Raw genomic sequence first — 19,694 nt, forward strand, 5'->3', positions numbered from 1 at the left:
TTTAGGGAGTCGATACCCATAAAAAAGGCATCGACTCCGCTATTAGTTGCGCTTACGCCGTCACCGGCTCCCCCACCAGCGCCAGCGCCTGCTCCAGATCAGCTTTGATATCCTCAATGTGCTCCAATCCCACGCTCACCCGCAGCGCATTCGGTTCCACGCCGGCCGCCCGCTGCTCGTGTTCGTTGAGCTGCTGGTGGGTGGTGGCGGCGGGCTGAATGATGAGCGTCTTGGCGTCGCCCACATTGGCCAGGTGACTGATAAGCTTGAGGTTGTCGACCACCTTGGTGGCTGCCTCCTTGCCGCCGCGCACGTTGAAGTTCAGGACGGCACCGTAGGCTCCCTCGCGCAGGTACTTCTTAGCGTTGGCGTGGCCGGGGTGATCTTCCAGACCGGCGTAGCTCACGCTCTCCACCTTATCGTGCTGCTCTAGCCACCCAGCTAGGGCCAGGGCGTTCTCGCAGTGGCGGTCGACGCGCAAGCTGAGCGTCTCCAGCCCGATCATGAACATCCAGGTGTTGAAGGGGCTGGCGGCGGGGCCGAAATCACGCAGGCCCTCCACTCGCGCGCGGATCGCAAAGGCGATGTTACCGAAGGGACCGTTCTTCCCAAACACGTCATTAAACACCATGCCGTGATAGCCCGGGCTGGGGTCGGTAAACTGGGGGTACTTCCCGTTGCCGAAGTCGTACTTCCCGCTATCTACGATCACCCCGCCGATGCTGGTGCCGTGGCCGCCGATCCACTTGGTGGCCGATTCCACCACGATGTGCGCTCCGTGCTCAATGGGCCGGCAGAGGTAACCGCCGGTGCCGAAGGTATTGTCCACCACCAGGGGCAGGTCATGGTCCGCGCACAGCGCGCTGAGCCCCTCGAAGTCCGGCACCAGGAAGCTCGGATTGGGTAGCGTCTCGGTATAGATCGCCTTAGTGTTCTCGTCGATCAGCTTCTCAAAGTCACTCGGCTTAGTACTTTCCGCGAAGCGCACCTCGATACCGATCCGCTTGAACGCCACCTTAAACTGGTTGTAGGTTCCCCCGTACAGGTAAGGGCTGCTGACGATATTATCGCCCGCCGAGGCGAGGTTATTGATGGCGAGGAACTGCGCGCTCTGTCCCGAGGCCGTAGCTACGGCGGCGGCTCCCCCCTCCAGTGCGGCGATGCGCTTTTCGAAGGCATCCGTCGTGGGGTTCATGATGCGGGTGTAGATGTTCCCGAATTCCTGTAAGCCAAAGAGCTTAGCTCCGTGCTCGCTATCCTTAAAGGTGTAGCTCGTGGTCTGGTAGAGCGGCAGGGCGCGGCTGCGGGTGGTCTCGTCGACCTCCTGGCCGGCGTGTAGTTGTAGGGTCTCGAAGTGCATGGTGGGGGGTTGTTGCGTTGTTGCGTTTATTCGTTGTTGGGTTGCGGGTGTTGGAGGTGTGGCAGGTAGAACCTCGAAGCGTCCCTTGCGCGTAGCGTTCCAAGCAGCCGCGGCCGCAGGTGCAAAGCAGAATAAAGGAGGGGAAGGGTGCCGGTAGCGGCGAGTGCAGAGTCCATGTGGCAAGTCCATTTTATAGCTTCCCCACGGCACTATGCCGGGGAGACAGGAGTTGGCACCTTTTCCCCCGGGCCAGCGGAGGAATGGTTGCCAGGGGATCGCAGAGCCTGGTCTCTCCACCCTTCGGTATAAAATCTTCCCCGCTCGGTTGCGGAGGGTTGGGCGGCAAATATAGGGACGGGGGGCGGGGTGTGCAAGTGTCTGCGACTCCTGTGCACCGGTTGGTGACTTCTAGCTAAGGTGTTTGTGGCCCGGTTCGTGGCTTCCAGCCGCGGTGGCCACACCGTAGCATAGTATCAATAGGACGCCCCACATTAAATTACCCTTTTCACCACCACCTACTTCGTTTCATGCGCCAGAGAACCGGCAAACTCCCCCACCGCCCCTTCCGCCACATCCCCATGCACATCGTATACCGCCTGAAGGGGAGCCTCCCCAAGGTCGTCATCGAACAACTCCGACAGGAGCGCGCCAGATTGAGATCGAAATGTGGCCCCTCCGCGGCAGGGAAAGCCCTGGCGAAAGAACAGTTTGAGACCTCGCTCGACGATGCTTTGCACGGCCAGTCCAACGGTCCCTACCACCTTGCCAATCCCCGGTTAGCCTCCCTGGTACTGGAGTCCTGGCAGTTCGTCGCCGAGCGACACGCGTTGCAGTTGTACGCAGTGTGCGTAATGAGCAACCACGTCCATGTGTTAGCCCGTAGTCAGTCCGGTCAGGACATAGATGCTGGGTTGGTGATGCAACAACATAAGTCGTATACCGCATCGGAGGCCAACAAGCTACTGGGTTTAGTCGGGCAGTCCTTTTGGGCGACCAGCTATTTTGATCGCGACGTGCGTAATGGCACCTTCGATACCGTGATGTGGTACGTGCTGAATAATCCGGTGAGTTGTGGGTTGGTCGCGCACTGGGAAGATTGGCCCTGGACGTATCTGAATCCAGAATTTGATCTGCTGTACCGGCGGCAGGGGTAAAATGCCTCTAATGATGGGTGTTGCTCAGCCGCGGTGATTTGGCGGGCGTGGTGGCCCGGCAGGGATGCCGGGAGCCGGGGCGGCACGGTGGGTGGCTGCTCGTCGCGGTGATTTGGCGGACGTGGTGGCCCGGCAGGGATGCCGGGAGCCGGGAGGGCACGGTGGGTGGCTGCTCGTCGCGGTGATTTGGCGGACGTGGTGGCCCGGCAGGGATGCCGGGAGCCGGGAGGGCACGGTGGGTGGCTGCTCGTCGCGGTGATTTAGCGGACGTAGTGGCCCGGCAGGGATGCCGGGAGCCGGGGCGGCACGGTGGGTGGCTGCTCGTCGCGGTGATCTGGCGGGCGGGTACGGCTCGTGGCTTCTAGCCGCGGTGGTTCGGCAAGCGGGGTGGCCCGGTAGGGAGGCCGGGTGCCGGAGCGGTACCTTTAAGCGTCCTAAGCTCACCTACATGCGTCTCTCCACCAAGGTACTCCTCCTTTTCCTAAGTGCTTGCACCTGCGGCCGCGCCCAGACTTTGTTTACCCACGAACGGCAACTGCCGGGGGCCGAACACCTGACCGTCAACGAAGACCGCTACCCCTTCTACCACGGCGTAGCCTCCGGTGACCCCCTGGAAGATCGGGTCGTGATTTGGACGCGGGTGACGCCCGATAGCCTCGTCGGGCCCGTAGATGTGGCCTGGCGCGTAGCCACCGATACCCAACTTAAAAACGTGGTACGCCAGGGCAGCTTTACCACCGATGCCAACCGCGACTACACCGTCAAAATCGACGTAGATGGACTGCAGGCCGGCACCACCTACTACTACGGCTTCACGGCCCTGGACCGCAACTCCCTGACCGGGCGCACTAAGACCACCCCTACCGGCGACGTAGATCATCTACGCTTCGGGGTGGTAAGCTGCTCGAACTTTCAGTCGGGGTACTTTAATGGCTACGGGCGGCTGGCCGAGCGCAATGACCTGGACGCGGTGGTGCACCTGGGCGACTACATCTACGAGTACGGCAACTTCACGGTGGGAGTGGGTAACCCGGAGGTGTGGGACGAGCGCATCGTGGAGCCCGACGGGGAGATCGTCACCCTGTTCGACTACCGGGCACGCTACGGGACCTACCACCTGGACGAGGACCTCATGCGGCTGCACCAACAGCAGGTGATGATCGCGGTGTGGGACGACCACGAGTTTGCCAACAATAGCTACACCGGCGGGGCCACCAACCACCAGGAGGATGGCGAGGGGCCCTGGGAAGACCGCAAGGCCGCCGCCGAACAGGCCTACTTCGAGTGGATGCCACTGCGCGATACGCGCGACGAGACGGTGTACCGCAGTATCTCTTACGGCAGCCTGGCCGACCTGATCATGCTCGATACCCGCATCGTAGGGCGCGACAAACAGGCCCCGCTGACGAGCGATCCGGACCTCTACAGTCCCGACCGGACCATGCTGGGCGCGGAGCAGAAAGCCTGGTTTTTAGACCGCCTGGGTACCTCTGCCGCCAAGTGGAAACTCATCGGTAACCAAGTCATTTTCTCTCCCTTCAACATTGGGTGGGCGGGTGCGCTGGTGCGGGAGCCCTTCGAGCGGGTGGAGAGCACCTTCCTCGACATCTGGGATGGGTACCCGGCGGAGCGTTCGCAGATCGTAGACTTTATCCGGGATCAAAACGTAGGCAACGTGGTGGTCCTGACCGGGGATTTCCACACCAGTATGGCCTACGAGGTGGCCGATCCGCCGGTGAACCTAAGCTTTCGCATCGAGGGCGGGGATACCCTACCGATCTACTCACCGACCGATTACAATCCCGCTACGGGGGCCGGGGCGGTAGCGGTGGAGTTTGCCTCGCCGAGCGTGGCTTCGGCTAATTTTGACGAGACCACCTCGCCCGCAATCGCCTCGATCCTACAGGATCAGATCAATCAGCCACTGAAGTCGGGCAGCGAGAACCTCGGCAATCCCAATCCGCACATGAAGTACGTCAACTTAGTCGACCACGGCTACTACATACTTGACGTGCTGGAAGACCGGGTGGAGGCCGACTACTTCTACACGGAGGTGCTGAAGCGGACCCCCGAGGAGCGCTTCGATCTCGGGTGGAGCAGCCCGGCCGGCGGCCACTTTCTGACTGCCCACGATACCCCCGCAGCGGAAAAGGCGACGCAGGACATACCGGCCCCGGCTGATCCACCCGGGCTTGGCACCACCGTACGGGAGCCCAGCGATGTAAGGGTGCTAGCGCTGGCGCCGAACCCTACTGCGGGGCCGCTGAGTATGCAGTACGTCGTCAAGCGGGGTGGCATGATCCGGATCAGGGTACTCGACGCTGCGGGGCGGACGGTACATGACTTATACGGCGGGCGGCAACCGGCCGGGCTGTACACCTTGCGGGCGGAGCTGGAGGGGCTGGCGGCAGGTACTTACCTACTGCGTATCGATTCGCCGGAGGGGGCAACCGTACGGCGGCTGATCAAAAATCACTAGCTTCGCGGTTCTCAATTTCGGTCAACGAACTTTTGAAGCGCGGGCTTCTGTTTTTGCCTTACCTCCCGCGGCCATCTTGATCGCTTGTTATCGAAGACGGATTTCTTTCTTCCACCACAAGTTAATCACACTGCATTTATGGTTTCAACTATACTTACGGCCGTGCCCGTGCTGGGTATCGTAGCCCTCATCTTTATGGCCATCCGCTACAGCTGGGTGGGTAAGCAGGACCCGGGTACGCCCCGTATGGTCCGCATCGGTGACAATATTGCCGAGGGTGCCATGGCCTTCCTGCGCGCCGAGTACCGGGTACTGGCCATCTTCGTCGTGGTCGTAGCCGCTCTGCTGATCTTCACCGCTGATGCCGCCACGAGTAGCTATATGATCGGGGTGAGCTTCATCCTGGGGGCTATCTGCTCGGCCCTGGCCGGGTTTATTGGTATGCGGGTTGCCACGAAGGCTAACGTACGTACGACCCACGCTGCCCGTACCAGCCTCGGCGATGCTCTTGGTGTTGCCTTTGCCGGTGGTTCGGTGATGGGACTCGGCGTAGTCGGACTGGGGCTACTCGGCCTCGGTGCGCTGTTCCTACTGTTTCAGGGCATGTTCGTTCCTGAGGCAGCGGCTAACGGTACCATCGAGGCGCAGACGGCCATCGTACGGGTGATCACCGTACTGACGGGCTTTAGCTTCGGCGCCTCCTCTATCGCCCTCTTCGCCCGGGTGGGAGGAGGTATCTACACTAAGGCCGCCGACGTAGGGGCTGACCTGGTAGGCAAGGTGGAGGCTGGCATCCCGGAAGATCACCCCCTCAATCCCGCCACCATTGCCGACAATGTAGGCGATAATGTGGGGGACGTGGCCGGTATGGGTGCTGACCTTTTTGAATCGTACGTAGGCTCCATCATCGGTACGATGGTAATTGGGGCGGCCTTTATTACCATTCCACAGTTCGCGGCTAGTGACATCGGTGGGCTCAATGCCGTGCTGCTTCCACTCGTCGTAGCCGGCATCGGCATCCTGGCCTCCATCATCGGTACCTTCTTCGTGCGGGTCAAGGAGGGGGGTGATCCCCAGAAAGCCCTCAATACGGGTGAGCTGATCGCCGCGGCCATCATGCTGGTGCTGACCTTCTTTGCCGTCACCACCATGTTACCCGACACCTGGGAGATCGTTAGCATCGATAACCTGGGCAAACCACTGGTGGACCCACAGGGCGATCCGGTTTCCTTCTCGTACACCAATATGGGAGTGTTCTTCGCCATTATCATGGGTCTGGTGGCCGGACTAGGCATCGGCTACATCACCGAGTACTACACGGGTACGGGCACCAAGCCGGTACAGGGCATCGTGGACCAGTCCGCTACGGGCGCGGCTACCAACATCATCGCCGGTCTGGCCGTAGGTATGCGCTCTACTGCCCTGCCGATCCTGGTGCTGGCCGCGGCCATTATCGGAGCTTACTACTTCGCCGGACTCTACGGCATCGCCATTGCCGCCGTGGGTATGCTCTCCAATACGGGCATCCAGCTGGCGGTTGACGCCTACGGTCCCATTTCTGACAACGCCGGGGGTATTGCCGAGATGGCCAATCTCCCCAAGGAAGTACGCGAGCGCACCGATAAGCTCGATGCTGTTGGTAATACCACGGCTGCCATCGGTAAGGGCTTCGCCATCGGCTCGGCTGCCCTGACGGCCCTAGCACTATTTGCCGCCTTCATGCAAACGGCCGGTATCACCACCATCGACATTGCCAACCCCTACGTCATGGCCGGGCTCTTCCTCGGGGCTATGCTCCCCTTCCTCTTCAGTGCCTTTTCCATGGAGGCCGTGGGCCGCGCTGCCAACGACATGATCAAGGAGGTGCGCCGGCAGTTCCACGAGATCCCCGAGCTCAAGGCCGCCCTGGAGGTAATGCGCCGCGCCGGTCACGACGAGACCAAGTGGACCGCCGCCGACAAGGCTACCTTCGATGCCGCCGACGGCAAGGCTGACTACGCCAAGTGCGTAGAGATCTCCACCGCCGCCTCCATCCGTGAGATGGTGATGCCGGGCCTGATCGCTGTACTCGCTCCCGTAGTGGTCGGCTTTGCGCCGCGCCTCGTCGGCTCCGACGCCGGGGCTGAGATGCTCGGTGGCCTACTGGCCGGTGTAACCAGCGCGGGGGTGATGATGGCCATCTTCCAGTCCAACGCCGGGGGTGCCTGGGACAACGCCAAGAAGATGTTTGAGGAGGGTGCCTCCGTACAAGGTACCATCTACCACAAGGGCTCCGACCCCCACAAAGCTGCTGTTGTGGGCGACACGGTGGGTGACCCCTTCAAGGACACCTCCGGCCCTTCACTCAATATTCTGCTGAAGTTGATGAGTGTGGTGGCGCTGGTGATCGCTCCGCTGCTCTAGGCTCGCTAACCGTTGGACGCTTTAAAAGCGTCCAACGGTTCTAAAGCGTCCAACGGTTCTACTCGATCAGCAACTCCTCCACCGCGAAGGCACCCAAGTGCAGACTGGTAACAGTATCTCCAGTTTTGAACACCTCGCGGGTGGCGTAGGTGCCGCCGGCAGAATCCGGGCCTATATAGCGTTCTACTTGATGTTCGTAGATATTAATGATCCAGTACTCTTCGATCCCGGCAACAGCGTAATTAAGCTTCTTTACGCTGCGGTCAGTAGCAAGGGTACTATCGGCTACTTCCACGACAAGTAAAATATCTGCCGGACGGGGGTGTTGCGTATACGCCTCCAACGGTCCCTTTGCTACGTGTAGGTCTGGCTCGGGCTCCGAATCATCGATCAAGGTAATAGGATCCTGTACCCCTATGGTGTACCTATCTTCAGGAAGTCGGCGATTAAATACTCGATTAATTTTTTTCACGGCCTTACCGTGAGAGACGCCAATCGGCATTTTAGGTACAAGTTTGCCAAAGAGTAATTCTACCTTATCGTTCTCCGTAAGTACGCCCGCCTTTATGGCTGCATGGTACCTTTCTAGCGACCAGTAGAAATCTGGTAGCCTAGCCATAGTTTCTGCCTCTGAGATGATGCGTGTCATGGGAACGTAGCTTGGGTTAAAAATAAGGACTTTGGTGGCAAACTACTTCCATGATCAAGTCGGCAGACGAACTTTTGCTTCCGCTATGGCGGAAGTAAAAGGATTCGGCTGACGACGGTTACCTTACCCCCATGTCCCCTTTCCCCAAACTAGGCATCCTCGGCGGCGGCCAGCTCGGTAAGATGCTCTGCCAGGCAGCCGCGCCCTGGCACCTGCCCACCTACGTACTGGATAGCTCCGAAGAGGCTCCGGCCGCCCCATATGCTACGGTCTTTCAAAAAGGCAGCTTCCGCGACTACGACGACGTGATGGCCTTCGCCCGCGGCCTCGACGTAGTCACCATCGAGATCGAGCACATCGACACCCGGGCCCTGCACGAGCTGGAACAGTCGGGGGTGAAGGTCTACCCCCAGCCCCACCTGGTGGATCTCATCAAGGACAAGGGTTTACAGAAACAGTTCTACGCCGATCACGGCATCGCTACCACCGACTTCCAGCTCTTCGACACCAAGAAGGAGGTCATTCGGGCGGTGAACGCAGGTGCGGTGAAGCCCCCCTTCGTGCAAAAATCACGGACCGGCGGCTACGACGGACAGGGCGTCAGCATCATCCGCTACCGCGAGGAAGTAGAGGATAACCTCCTAGAAGGAGCCTGCCTCATCGAGACGCTCGCCGACATCGACAAGGAGCTGGCCGTCATCGTGGCCCGCTCCCCCTCCGGCGAGGTGAAGGTGTTTAACACCGTAGAAATGGAGTTTCATCCCACCGCCAATCTGGTCGAGTTCCTGGTCTGCCCCGCCGCTCTGGATGGCGACACCGACGGCCGCGCCACCAAACTGGCCGTCGAGGTCGTACAGCAGATGGAAATCGTGGGCCTACTCGCCGTCGAGCTCTTCCTCACTAAGTCGGGCGAGATGCTGGTCAATGAGGTAGCGCCCCGCCCACACAATAGCGGTCACCACACCATCGAGGCCTGCGCTACGAGCCAGTACGAGCAGCACCTGCGGGCTATTCTTGACTTGCCCCTCGGTGATCCTGCGCTCCTGCGCCCCGCCGCCATGGTCAATTTACTCGGCGCGGAGGAAAATAGTGGCCCTACGCAGTACGAGGGGTTGCACGAGGCACTGGCCATTCCTGAGGTACACCCCCACCTATACGGGAAGGCGGAGACGCGGCCGTTTCGGAAGATGGGGCACGTGACTGCGCTGGGGGATACGGTGCAAATCGCGCGGGAGCGGGCTGCTGCTGCTCGGGATGTGCTGCGGGTGGTTGCGAATCACTGAGGTTGGGTGTTCGCGCTCGGCAACGTCGTCCGCCGAATCCTTTTCCTTCTGCTGGGGCGAAAGGAAAAGTTCGTCTGCCGACTTAGAATTTCTGGTGAAGTCGGCGGACGAGCTTTTCGTAGCGCTTAGGGCGCTACGAAAAGGACTCGGCAGACGACCACGCATAAACAGTGGTTACCGCCAGCCACCCCCCAGAGCCTGGTACAAATCCACCACCGCACCCAGTTGCTCCCGCTTCGTCTCGATCAGCTCCGTACGCGCCTCCAACGCATCGCGCTGTGTCAGCAACACCTCCATGTAATCGGCGCGGGCCGACTGGTACAGCTTGTTGGAGATCTCGATCGACTCGTTCAGGTCAGCCACCTGCTCCTGCTTGGCTTGGTAGGTCTGCTGCAGGTTGTCGATGTTGGATACCTGAGTGGCGACCTCCTGGTAAGCGCGCAGCACCGACTGTTCGTAGTCAAAGGCGACCTCCACCTGGCGGGCACTGGCGTTCTGGTAGGTGGCGATGATGGCGTTACGGTTCACTAGGGGGGCGGCGGCGTCACCGGCCAGGGAGAGCAGGAGAGACTCCGGGGCGGTCAGTAAGTACTTCAGGTTGAAGGACTGGAAGCCCAGGCCGGCACGGATGCCGAAGGAGGGCAGGAAGTTGGCGCGGGCCGACTGGATGTCGAGCCCCGCCGCGGCCAGTTCGTATTCCGCCTGCCGGATGTCGGGGCGGTTGGTGAGGAGCTGCGAGGGAATACCGGTCTGCACCAGCGGGGGCTGGAGGTCCAGGAAGTTTTCCGAGCGGCGGGCAATGGGCTGGGGGGCCCGGCCGAGCAGGAAGTTCAGGCGGTTCTCGGTGGCGGCGATCTCTTGCTGGATGGCAAAGGTCTCGCTGCGGTTGCCCTGGATCTCGGCCTCAAAGCGGCGTACGGCCAGGGAGTTGGAGCGGCCCGCCTGCTGGAGTAGGTTGACTACCCGCAGCGCATCTTCCTGGATGGCCAGCATATTCTGCAGGTTCTGGAGGCGGGTATCGAGGGCGAGGAGCTCGTAGTAGGAGTTGGCGACCTCGGCGACCACCTGGGTGGTCATGAAGTTGCGGCCCTCTACGGTGGCCAAGTACTCCATCACGGCGGCCTTGCGGGCGTTGCGCAGCTTGTTCCAGACGTCGAGCTCCCAACTGGCGTAGAGTCCGAGCTGGATGTTGGTCAGGAACTCTGGAAAGGCTCGCTCCTCGTTGAGCGAGATGTTCTCCTCCAGGGCCCCCATGCGGGTGTAGCGGCCTACCTTTTCTACCTCGGTGCCTACGCCGGTACTGACGAAGGGCAGGTACTCGCCCCGCCGTGCCTGGATCTCGTTGCGCGCTATACTGATGCGTTGCACCAGGATGTTGAGCTCCTTGTTGTTGACCAGGGCGGTATCGACGAGCTGCAGCAAGTAGGGGTCGTCGAAGAACTGCGTCACCAGCTGCGCGGCATCTATCCCGACCGTGTCCCGGCCAGTAGTGGCCGGAAAGGTCTGGGGCAGGGCCGTACTCGGCGTACGCGTAGCGATCTGGGGCACGGAGCAGGCGGTCTGTAGCAGTAGCAGCGCCAGACCCGCCAGTAACCCCGGCAAACACTTACAGGATATCAGTTTCATTGTACTTGTATTCTTCCGTCAGGGGACTAAAACGTTCGTCCTGGATCAGTTTTTTCCCCTCACCGAGCTTGGCGAAGAGGTAGTAGAGTCCGGGGATCAGGAGCACGCCAAACAGCGTACCGAATAGCATACCCCCGAGGGCGGAGGTACCGATGGTACGGTTACCGATGGCACCGGCACCGGTTGCAAAGACCAGCGGAATCAGACCGGCCACGAAGGCAAAGGAGGTCATCAGGATGGGCCGGAAGCGCGCCCGGGCGCCCTCAATGGCCGCATCGCGTACCGACATCCCCTGCTGGGTCTTCTGCACCGCGAATTCCACGATTAGTACCGCGTTCTTACCCAGCAGACCCACCAGCATGACGAGTCCGACCTGGGCGTAGATGTCGTTGGCCAGCCCCAGCAACTTCAGCAGCAGGAAGGAGCCGAAGATGCCCACCGGCAGCGACAGCAGCACCACGAAGGGCAGCAGGAAGCTCTCGTACTGGGCGGCCAGCACCATATACACGAAGATCACGACGATGCCGAAGATCACGATGGCCTCGTTGCCGCGCCGCGCCTCATCGAAGCTCAGACCCTCCCAGGCAATGTCGTAGCCCTGGGGCAGGGTCTCCTTGGCTACCTCGGCGACGGCCTTGATGGCGTCGTCGGTGGTGTAGCCCGGAGCGGCTTGTCCCCGGATGGTAGCCGAGTTGTACAGGTTGTAGCGGGTGATCTCGTTGGGGCCCTGCTGCTTCTTCATCGTCATGAAGGCGGAGTAGGGGACCATTTCGCCCTCCTCGTTCTTCACGTAGTAGTTCAGGATGTCGCTGGGGTAGCGGCGGTACTGCGGACCGGCCTGGGTATAGACCTTGAAGAAGTTGTTGAAGCGGATGAAGCCCTGCTCGTAAGTACTACCGATGAGGATGTTCAGGTTCTCCATCGCCTTACCGATCGAGACGCCCTTCTGCATCGCCAGCTGGTTGTTGATCTCCAGCTCGTACTGGGGGTAGTTGGCGGCGTAGAAGGTGAATAGACCGTCCAGCTCCTTACGCTTACCCAGCTCCTCCATGAAGTTCTGGTTGATACGGTCGAATTCGTGGTAATCCGTGCCGTTGGTCTTATCCAGTAGGCGGAGGGCCAGACCGTCGGCGGCACCGTAACCGGGTACGGCCGGGGGCTCGAAGTATTCGATCACGGCACCGAAGTCCTTGGTGTGCTCCTCCAACTCCTCGATGATCTCGCGGACCGACTGCGTACGCTCGCCCCACCCCTTCAGGTTGATCAAACAGGTACCGGCGTTGGAGCCCCGGCCCTCGGTCAGGATCTCGTAGCCGGCCAGCGAGGATACGGAGGCCACACCGTCTACCTCCTCGGCCACGGCCTGTAGCTCCTGGGCGACCTTATTCGTTGCCTCCAGGGTGCTACCCGGAGGGGTCTGGATGATGGCGTAGATCATGCCCTGGTCCTCGCCGGGAATGAAGCCCGCCGGCAGCGTCTCACTGACCAGGAAGGTACCAATGCAGAAGGCCGCTAGTAGTAGGATCGTCACCAGCCGGCGGGCTACTACCGCACTCAGCACCTGCGTGTACCGCCCCGTGAGCCGTTCGAACCAGTTGTTGAAGCCGTCCAGTACGTAGGTCAGGGGTGATTTGCGCTTTTCCTTGCCGTGATCGTTGCGCAGGATCATTGCGCACAGTACCGGTGTCAGCGTCAGGGCCACTACGCCCGAGATCACGATCGACGAGGCCATCGTGATCGAGAACTGCCGGTAGAACACGCCCACCGGACCGCTCATGAAGGCCACTGGGATGAATACCGAGGTCATCATCAGGGTGATGGCCACGATAGCCCCACCAATTTCGCCTAGCACCTCCTTGGAAGCCTCGAAGGGCGGGAGGTGCTGCTCGTGCATCTTCACGTGTACCGCCTCGACGACCACGATGGCGTTGTCCACCACGATACCGATGGCCAGTACCAGGGCGAAGAGGGTGATCAGGTTGATGCTCAGGCCGAACAGCTGCATGACGAAGAAGGCGCCGATCAGCGAGATCGGCACGGCCAGGGTAGGAATGAGCGTCGAGCGCCAGTCGCCCAGGAAGACGAACACCACCAGGGCCACCAGCACGAAGGCCTCGCCCAGGGTGTGCACGACCTTTTCGATGGAGGCGTCCAGGAAGGTCGACACGTCGTAGTTGATCTCGTACTCGGTGCCGGGGGGGAAGCTGGGCTGCAGCTCGGCCATTTTTTCCTTCACCTCGTCGATCACGTCCGTGGCGTTGCTGCCGTAGGTCTGCTTGAGCACGATGGCGGCCGAGGGGTGACCGTCCTTGTTGGAGTAGATGTCCAGGAACTCGCTGCCGAGGTTGATGTCGGCTACGTCCTTGAGGCGCAGGGCCTGTCCGTCGGCGTTGGCGCGGATGATGATGTCGCCGTACTCCTCCTCCTTATTGTAGCGGCCCTTGTAGACCAGCACGTACTCCAGCGACTGGGCCTCGATGCCCGAGCTGCGGCCCAGGCGACCGGGGCGGCCGATCACGCTCTGCTCGTCGATGGCCTCCATGATCTCCTCGGTGGAGACCGCGTAGGCCCGCATCCGGTCCGGCTTGAGCCAGATGCGCATGGCGTACTGCCGGCTACCCAGGATCTGGGCCGTGGCGATGCCGTTGATGCGCTGGATTTCCGGGATGATGTTGATGTTGGCATAGTTGTACAGGAACTTCTCGTCCGCGTTCTCGTCGGTACTGAAGAGGTTCACGTACATCAGCATACTGGGCTGTACGCGCGAGACCACGACGCCCTCGAGTTGTACCAGGGCCGGTAGGCGGTTCATGACCTGGTCGACGCGGTTTTTCACGTTGACCACCGCGTCGCTGACGTCGGTGCCCAGCTCGAAGATGATCTGGATGGTAGCCTCACCGGCACTCGTGGCATCGCTGACGATGTACTTCATGCCCGGCACACCGTTGATGCTGCGCTCCAGGGGGATGAGGGTGGACTGCACCAGCACGTCCGCACTGGCCCCCGGGTAGGCCATGGTGATGAGCACCCGCGGGGGGGCAATCTCCGGAAACTGGGAGATCGGCAGGGCCTTGATGGCCAGAAAACCGATCAGTACGATGAAGAGCGAGAACACGATCGCCAGGACCGGTCGCTTGATGAAGCTTTGGAACATGGGTGATGTCTTTTGGGGGGGGTGGGTACCTATTCGGCGTGCAGGTCCAGGGCGGCGATGACCTCCTGCGGCTCGTGGAAGTTGACGGCGATCTCCTCCCCGTCGTGTACGCGCCGCAGGCCTTCTAGCAGGATGCGGTCGGTGGGTTCCAGGCCCGAGCTGACCAGGTAGAGATGGGGCAGCTCCTCGGCCACCACGATGGCCCGCTGCTCCAGTTGGTTCTCCTCGTTGACTACGTAGACGTACTTCTTGTCCAGGATCTCGAAGGTGGCCTTCTGGGGGATCACCAGGGCCTGGGCGTAGTCGGCCGGCATCAGGATGCTACCCGTCTCCCCGTGCCGTAGCAGCCGCTGGGGATTCGGGAAGGTGGCGCGGAACTCGATGTTACCCGTCTCGTGGTCGAACTCGCCCTCGATGGTCTCCACCACGCCCTCCTGGTCGAACACCTGTCCGTTGGCCAGGCGCAGCTGTACGTGCTGCTTGTCCTTGCGGTCAGTGTCCGACATGTAGTTGAGGTACTCGGCCTCCGGTACGTTGAAGTACACCCACATCTTGCTGTTGTCGGAGAGCGTCGTGAGCAGTTCGCCCTCGTCGAGCAGGCTACCCTCCCGGGCCTCCAGGTGGTCCATAATACCGGCAAAGGGAGCGCGGATATTGGTAAAGTCGAGGTGGGTACTGGCCAGGCTCACCTGCGCCTGGGCCTTATCCAGGTTGGCCTTGGCCATGGCGAGCTCGTTCTGGGAGACGACGTTCTCGTCGGCCAGCAGCTTCGTGTTATTGTACTCGATGTTGGCCACTTCGGCCTCGGCCTCGGTGACCTGCAGTTCGGCCTCATACACATTGGGCAGAATCTGGAACATCCGCTGACCCTGGGTCACGGTCTGTCCCTCGTCCACGAAAATATGCTGTAGGTAGCCCCGCTCCAGGGCCCGCAGCTCGATGTGTCGGCTGGCGTGAATTTGGCCCACGTACTCGCGGGTCACGGTCATATCCTGGATCAGGGGGGTACTAACTTCTAGTTTGGGGAGTTCCTCGTGGTGCTCCTCTTCCGCGCCGTGGCAGCCGATGAGTAGGGACAGCACGGGCAGGCAGAGCCAGGCAAGCTTGCGCATAAGTAGTAACATTTGGTAGATGGGGGGGAAAGGTGGAGGGGGTAGGGGGTACGGGGTACCGGGATGCGGGCGGGGCCGCAGGTGCGGGGGGCTACGCGAGCTCACTCCCGGACACAACAAGACCAGGGCTCCTAGATCAGGAACGCCTGGTGCAGAATAACCTTAGAAAGAGTAGTAGCGCAGAACTCCAGCGGGCGTACCGTACTGGTAGGCGGTCGCGCGAAGAGCGTAGCGTTACCCGCCAGAAAGCCAGTAGCATGCACCCCACCCGGCAGGGACGTGGGTAAGCTACCGGATTCGGCCTCTACTTCACGCTCCGGTCCGGTCTTTGCTTCGACGATCGGCATGGGCCGTCCCACGGGTTGTTCGTAGGGTTGCATCACCACCTGGTGGTCGGCGGAGATGGTCGTGGCCGTAGCTCCACAACTAGCCTGCTCCCCGCGCACCGCGAAGCCCGATAGAAGGGCAAGGATCAGATATACTAGCATGGGCCGCGTACTGCGAAATACTGCGCAAAAGTAGGGTCACTGTTTGGATCCGTACAATACGGTGGAGAGAATAATTTTTATGATCGTCGGCCGGTTCGACCTTAGCTTGCACCTGCGGCCCCGCCCGCCTCCCCGCCCTACCTTTACCCCTTACCTCCCTAACTCCTTAACCCCTTCCCCCTGGAAACCACCGAACTCCTCAAACGCGTCCGCCGCATCGAGATCAAGACCAAGGGCCTGAGCCGGCAGATCTTTTCCGGCGAGTACCACTCGGCCTTTAAGGGGCGGGGCATGTCGTTCTCGGAAGTACGGGGCTACCAGTACGGCGACGACGTGCGCAACATCGACTGGAACGTGACGGCCCGCTCGGGGGAGCCCTACGTGAAGGTCTTCGAGGAGGAGCGCGAGCTGACCGTGATGCTGCTGGTGGACATCTCCAAGTCAAGCTTTTTTGGTACCGTAAAGCAACCCAAGAACGAGCTCATCACCGAGATCTGCGCCGTGCTGGCCTTCTCCGCCGCCCAAAACAACGACAAGGTGGGCCTATTGCTATTCAGCGACCGGGTGGAGAAGTTCCTGCCGCCGAAGAAGGGGCGGGGGCACATCCTGCGCATCATTCGCGAGCTGCTGGATACCCGTCCGGAGGGCAGCGGCACCGACATCGGCATGGCGCTGACCTACTTCACCAACATGGTCAAAAAGCGCAGCATCTGCTTCCTCCTTAGCGACTACCTGGCCACCGACTACGAGCGCCCCCTGCGCCTGGCCGCCCGCCGCCACGACCTGGTGGGGCTGCACCTCTACGACCCCCGCGAGCGCGAGCTGCCCGCCGTGGGCCTACTGCGCGCCAAGGACGCCGAGACCGGCAAAACCCAGTGGATCGATACGGATAGTGCGCGGGTACGGGAGCGGTATGCGGGCTGGTACGAGGAGAATATGGTGTACTTCGCCAGTGCCTTTCGGCAGAGTGGGGCGGATACCCTGAGTGTGGAGACTACGGAGGATTATGTGCGGGAGTTGTTGCGGTTTTTTAAGGGGCGTGGGTGAGGGAAATTTCCTTTTGTTGAGTAGATCAGGAAGTTTAAACTGAGTAAATAGGGGAGTTTCGTACATTGGTGTATGATCATTCCAAGATTACTCACCACTCATTTAGCGGAACTGGGGAAGTACTATCCGGTCATCAGTCTCACCGGGCCGCGACAGGCAGGAAAGACAACCTTGCTCAGCGAGCTCTATCCTGGCTATCGCTATGTATCCCTTGAGGAGCTGGATGTTCGGGAGGAGGCGCTGCGTGACCCGCGCTCGTTTTTAGAGAAGTACGACCGGCGTGTCATTTTCGACGAGGCACAACGGGTTCCGGTCCTGTTTAATTACCTGCAGGGGGTAGTTGACGCCGACCGCGAGCCGGGGCGCTTCATTTTGTCGGGCTCACAAAATTTTTTGCTCCACAAAAGCATCACGCAGTCGCTGGCCGGCCGGGTGGGTATCGCGCGTCTATTTCCACTCGATTGCAGCGAGCTGAAGAATGCCGGCCTGCTACCTACTTCACCGGGCGAGGCCATACTAAAGGGGTTCTATCCTAATTCTTGTACCACCGGTGTGCCCCCCCGCTACTTCTATCCCGACTACATTTCCAGCTATCTGGAACGGGACGTGCCGGACTTCATCAACCCAAGCAACCTGGCTACTTTTCTGCAGTTTTTACGAGTCTGTGCCCATTACGCGGGGCAGCTCACCAATCTCAGCCTCATGGCGACGATGACCGGTGTAAGTGTCAAGACCGTGAATGCGTGGCTGTCGATCCTGGAAATGAGCTATATCGTTTTTCGGGTCGGACCTTACTTCAAAAATTTCGGAAAGCGACTTACCAAAGCACCCAAACTGTATTTCTACGATACCGGTCTGCTCTGTCACCTCTTGGGTATTCGATCGGTCGACGAGCTCAAACAGAGCAAGGAGTATGGCGCAACGTTCGAAAACCTTATCCTCGCCGACCGGATGAAGTCACTCTACCACTCTGGCGAAAAACCGCAACTGTACTTCTTTCGCGACCAGCACGGGGTAGAGGCCGATCTACTGGAGGGCAGCGCCACTCGCCTTTCCCTGACGGAGATAAAATCCGGTAAAACCTACAGCAGTCAGTGGGACACCAATATCCGTAAGATCGGCGCACTCAGCGACGTACCGGTGACTTACCGGGTGGTCTATGGTGGGGAGGAGGAAATGCGGGTGGGGGAGACTGAGGTGGTGCCTTGGTACGGCTCTGGGGGTGAGCGTCGATGACCTATTTTCCACGTTCTTCCCGGCGGCGAGTGTGCAGCGCGACACGTCGAGAGAGTGAAGAACACTCAACTGCACCACTATAATTTCCTGCAACTCCGCCTGCGAGGGCTCCCGGCCAGAATACAAATGTTGGTTGATGACCCGCTATAGGCCTGCCTCACTCAGGTGCTTTGCCTGTGCTAAGGCCACCACGGCCCACTTCCGCCCCACATCGTCGAGCAGTTCGCGGGTGTCGATGGCCTCTACGTCGATGTCCAGGTTCACGTCGTTGCCGTCCTCCCGGTTGCGGTAGCGGCCCACGTACTCGATGCTAAACTTCAGGACGTTCTCGTCCTTGACCGCATTGGTGATCACGTATTTATGCAGGCAGCGCTCGAAGAGCGTCACCGTAGTCTGCTTCCCGCCCGGACCGGAATAAGCGTTCTCCGCAAAGATCGGCGTACCGGTGAAGCCGAACAGCTGCGCGCTCCGAAAGTAGTCCACGATCCGCCCGTGGGTTTCCCCAAACTGACTGCGGTGGCACTCGTCGAAGATGAACACCACCCGCTTATCTCGTAGGTGGGCCATGCGCCGTTCGTAGCGCGTGCCGGTGATGGCCGTATTTAGCTTCTGGATGGTCGTGACGATGAGATCGGTACCGTCACCGAGTTGTTGCACCAGCGTCCCCGTATCCTCCGTCCCGTCCACGCTTCCCTTGCTGAACTCGTTGAACTCCCGGGTGGTCTGGTAATCCAGGTCCTTACGGTCCACTACGAACACCACCTTATCCACCTCCGGCAGGGCCTTGAGCACCTGCGCCGCCTTGAAGCTGGTCAGTGTCTTGCCCGAGCCGGTCGTATGCCAGATGTAGCCGTTCTTCCGGCTATTCTTCACCCGGTCGATGATCGCCTCCACCGCGTAGTACTGGTAGGGCCGCAGCACCATCAGGATCCGGTGCGTATGGTGCTGCACGATGTATTTGCAGATCATCTTCGACACGTGGCACTTTTCCAGGAAGACCTCGGCAAAGTCTTCCAGCCGCGTAATGAGCCGGTTATCGGCGTCCGTCCAGTAGAAGGTCTGCTTGTACTCCTGCCGCCGGTTGTTGGCGTAATACTTGGTATGGACGCCATTACTGATCACGAACAGCTGCACGTACTGGTACAGCCCCCGCGCCGCCCGGAAACTGTACTTGTGGTAGCGATTGATCTGATTGAAGGCCTCCTTCATCTCGATACCGCGCCGCTTGAGCTCGATCTGTACCAGCGGCAGGCCATTGATTAGTAGAGTGACGTCGTAGCGGTTGGTGTATGTGCCTTCCAAGGTCACCTGATTGGTCACCTGGTATTCATTGCGGCACCAGTGCTGGGTATTGAGGAACTGGACGTAGGCGGAGGTACCGTCGTCACGGGTCAGCTGCATGCGGTCGCGTAGGGTCCGGGCCCGGTCGAAGACGTTGCCCTTATCGAGGTGATTGAGTACTCGTTGGAACTCCCGCTCGGAGAGGTTTAGACCGTTGTGTTTTTCGAGTTGCTGTTTCAGGTTAGCGAAGAGTGCGGTTTCATCGGGCAGGGTGACGCGCTCATAGCCCAGGGTAGTAAGTTGTTGGAGCAGTTGCTCTTCGAGTACGGCTTCGGACTGGGTGGTGTGGGTGCTGGATGGGGGCATGGGGCGGGTATTCAGCATCGGGGAGTCGAGGGGCCCCGATCTGAGTTGGTGCGGAG

12 protein-coding genes, 1 pseudogene and 1 riboswitch are annotated in these 19,694 nt (G+C 60.4%); of the genes and pseudogenes, 6 read left to right on the forward strand and 7 right to left on the reverse strand.

What is annotated here, in order from left to right; all coding sequences use genetic code 11:
• Nucleotides 1-52: 52 nt before the first annotated feature.
• The gene (locus tag ACOOHD_RS13660) at nt 53-1,360 is read right to left on the reverse strand and encodes an O-acetylhomoserine aminocarboxypropyltransferase/cysteine synthase family protein (protein ID WP_420458441.1); all 1,308 of its coding nucleotides are present in this window, start codon (nt 1,358-1,360) and stop codon (nt 53-55) included.
• A gap of 187 nt (nt 1,361-1,547) precedes the next feature.
• Nucleotides 1,548-1,672, reverse strand: a riboswitch (SAM riboswitch).
• Nucleotides 1,673-1,887: 215 nt separating this feature from the next.
• Between ACOOHD_RS13660 and ACOOHD_RS13665 the strand changes: the two genes are divergently transcribed.
• The 3 genes from ACOOHD_RS13665 (at nt 1,888) to ACOOHD_RS13675 (ending at nt 7,396) form a co-directional block, all read left to right on the forward strand.
• Complete coding sequence (locus ACOOHD_RS13665) at nt 1,888-2,514, forward strand: transposase (protein ID WP_420458442.1); 627 nt, start codon at nt 1,888-1,890, stop codon at nt 2,512-2,514.
• 448 nt (nt 2,515-2,962) lie between these two features.
• Nucleotides 2,963-4,993 carry an alkaline phosphatase D family protein gene (locus ACOOHD_RS13670; RefSeq protein ID WP_420458443.1) on the forward strand — a complete coding sequence of 677 codons (2,031 nt, stop codon included), beginning with the start codon at nt 2,963-2,965 and terminating at the stop codon, nt 4,991-4,993.
• Nucleotides 4,994-5,131: 138 nt separating this feature from the next.
• Complete coding sequence (locus ACOOHD_RS13675) at nt 5,132-7,396, forward strand: sodium-translocating pyrophosphatase (RefSeq protein ID WP_420458444.1); 2,265 nt, start codon at nt 5,132-5,134, stop codon at nt 7,394-7,396.
• 58 nt (nt 7,397-7,454) lie between these two features.
• On the opposite strand, the gene ACOOHD_RS13680 is transcribed toward ACOOHD_RS13675, so the two are convergent.
• Nucleotides 7,455-8,045 (reverse strand): Uma2 family endonuclease, encoded by a 591-nt coding sequence (locus tag ACOOHD_RS13680; RefSeq protein ID WP_420458445.1) that lies wholly within the window; start codon nt 8,043-8,045, stop codon nt 7,455-7,457.
• 131 nt (nt 8,046-8,176) lie between these two features.
• Between ACOOHD_RS13680 and ACOOHD_RS13685 the strand changes: the two genes are divergently transcribed.
• Nucleotides 8,177-9,328, forward strand: coding sequence for a 5-(carboxyamino)imidazole ribonucleotide synthase (locus tag ACOOHD_RS13685; RefSeq protein WP_420458446.1), 1,152 nt, complete (start codon nt 8,177-8,179; stop codon nt 9,326-9,328).
• A gap of 174 nt (nt 9,329-9,502) precedes the next feature.
• On the opposite strand, the gene ACOOHD_RS13690 is transcribed toward ACOOHD_RS13685, so the two are convergent.
• From ACOOHD_RS13690 to ACOOHD_RS13705, 4 genes are all read right to left on the reverse strand, one after another.
• Nucleotides 9,503-10,954, reverse strand: a complete 1,452-nt coding sequence (locus ACOOHD_RS13690) for a TolC family protein (RefSeq protein ID WP_420458447.1) — start codon at nt 10,952-10,954, stop codon at nt 9,503-9,505.
• Nucleotides 10,935-14,108, reverse strand: a complete 3,174-nt coding sequence (locus ACOOHD_RS13695) for an efflux RND transporter permease subunit (RefSeq protein WP_420458448.1) — start codon at nt 14,106-14,108, stop codon at nt 10,935-10,937. Before ACOOHD_RS13695 ends, ACOOHD_RS13690 begins: the two co-directional genes overlap by 20 nt.
• A gap of 29 nt (nt 14,109-14,137) precedes the next feature.
• A complete protein-coding gene (locus tag ACOOHD_RS13700; protein ID WP_420458449.1) occupies nt 14,138-15,220 on the reverse strand; it encodes an efflux RND transporter periplasmic adaptor subunit in 1,083 nt (360 codons plus the stop codon).
• A gap of 131 nt (nt 15,221-15,351) precedes the next feature.
• Nucleotides 15,352-15,708, reverse strand: a complete 357-nt coding sequence (locus tag ACOOHD_RS13705; RefSeq protein WP_420458450.1) for a hypothetical protein — start codon at nt 15,706-15,708, stop codon at nt 15,352-15,354.
• Nucleotides 15,709-15,888: 180 nt separating this feature from the next.
• Between ACOOHD_RS13705 and ACOOHD_RS13710 the strand changes: the two genes are divergently transcribed.
• Entirely contained in the window at nt 15,889-16,755 is an 867-nt protein-coding gene (locus tag ACOOHD_RS13710; RefSeq protein WP_420461431.1) for a DUF58 domain-containing protein, read from the forward strand.
• Between the two features lie 72 nt (nt 16,756-16,827).
• Nucleotides 16,828-17,991, forward strand: coding sequence for an ATP-binding protein (locus tag ACOOHD_RS13715; protein ID WP_420458451.1), 1,164 nt, complete (start codon nt 16,828-16,830; stop codon nt 17,989-17,991).
• 165 nt (nt 17,992-18,156) lie between these two features.
• Here the strand turns inward: ACOOHD_RS13715 and ACOOHD_RS13720 are convergent.
• Nucleotides 18,157-19,638, reverse strand: a pseudogene (locus ACOOHD_RS13720) (type I restriction endonuclease subunit R); the annotation flags it as partial.
• Nucleotides 19,639-19,694: the final 56 nt, after the last annotated feature.

The organism is Neolewinella sp. (assembly GCF_965214665.1).
Classification (GTDB): domain Bacteria; phylum Bacteroidota; class Bacteroidia; order Chitinophagales; family Saprospiraceae; genus Neolewinella.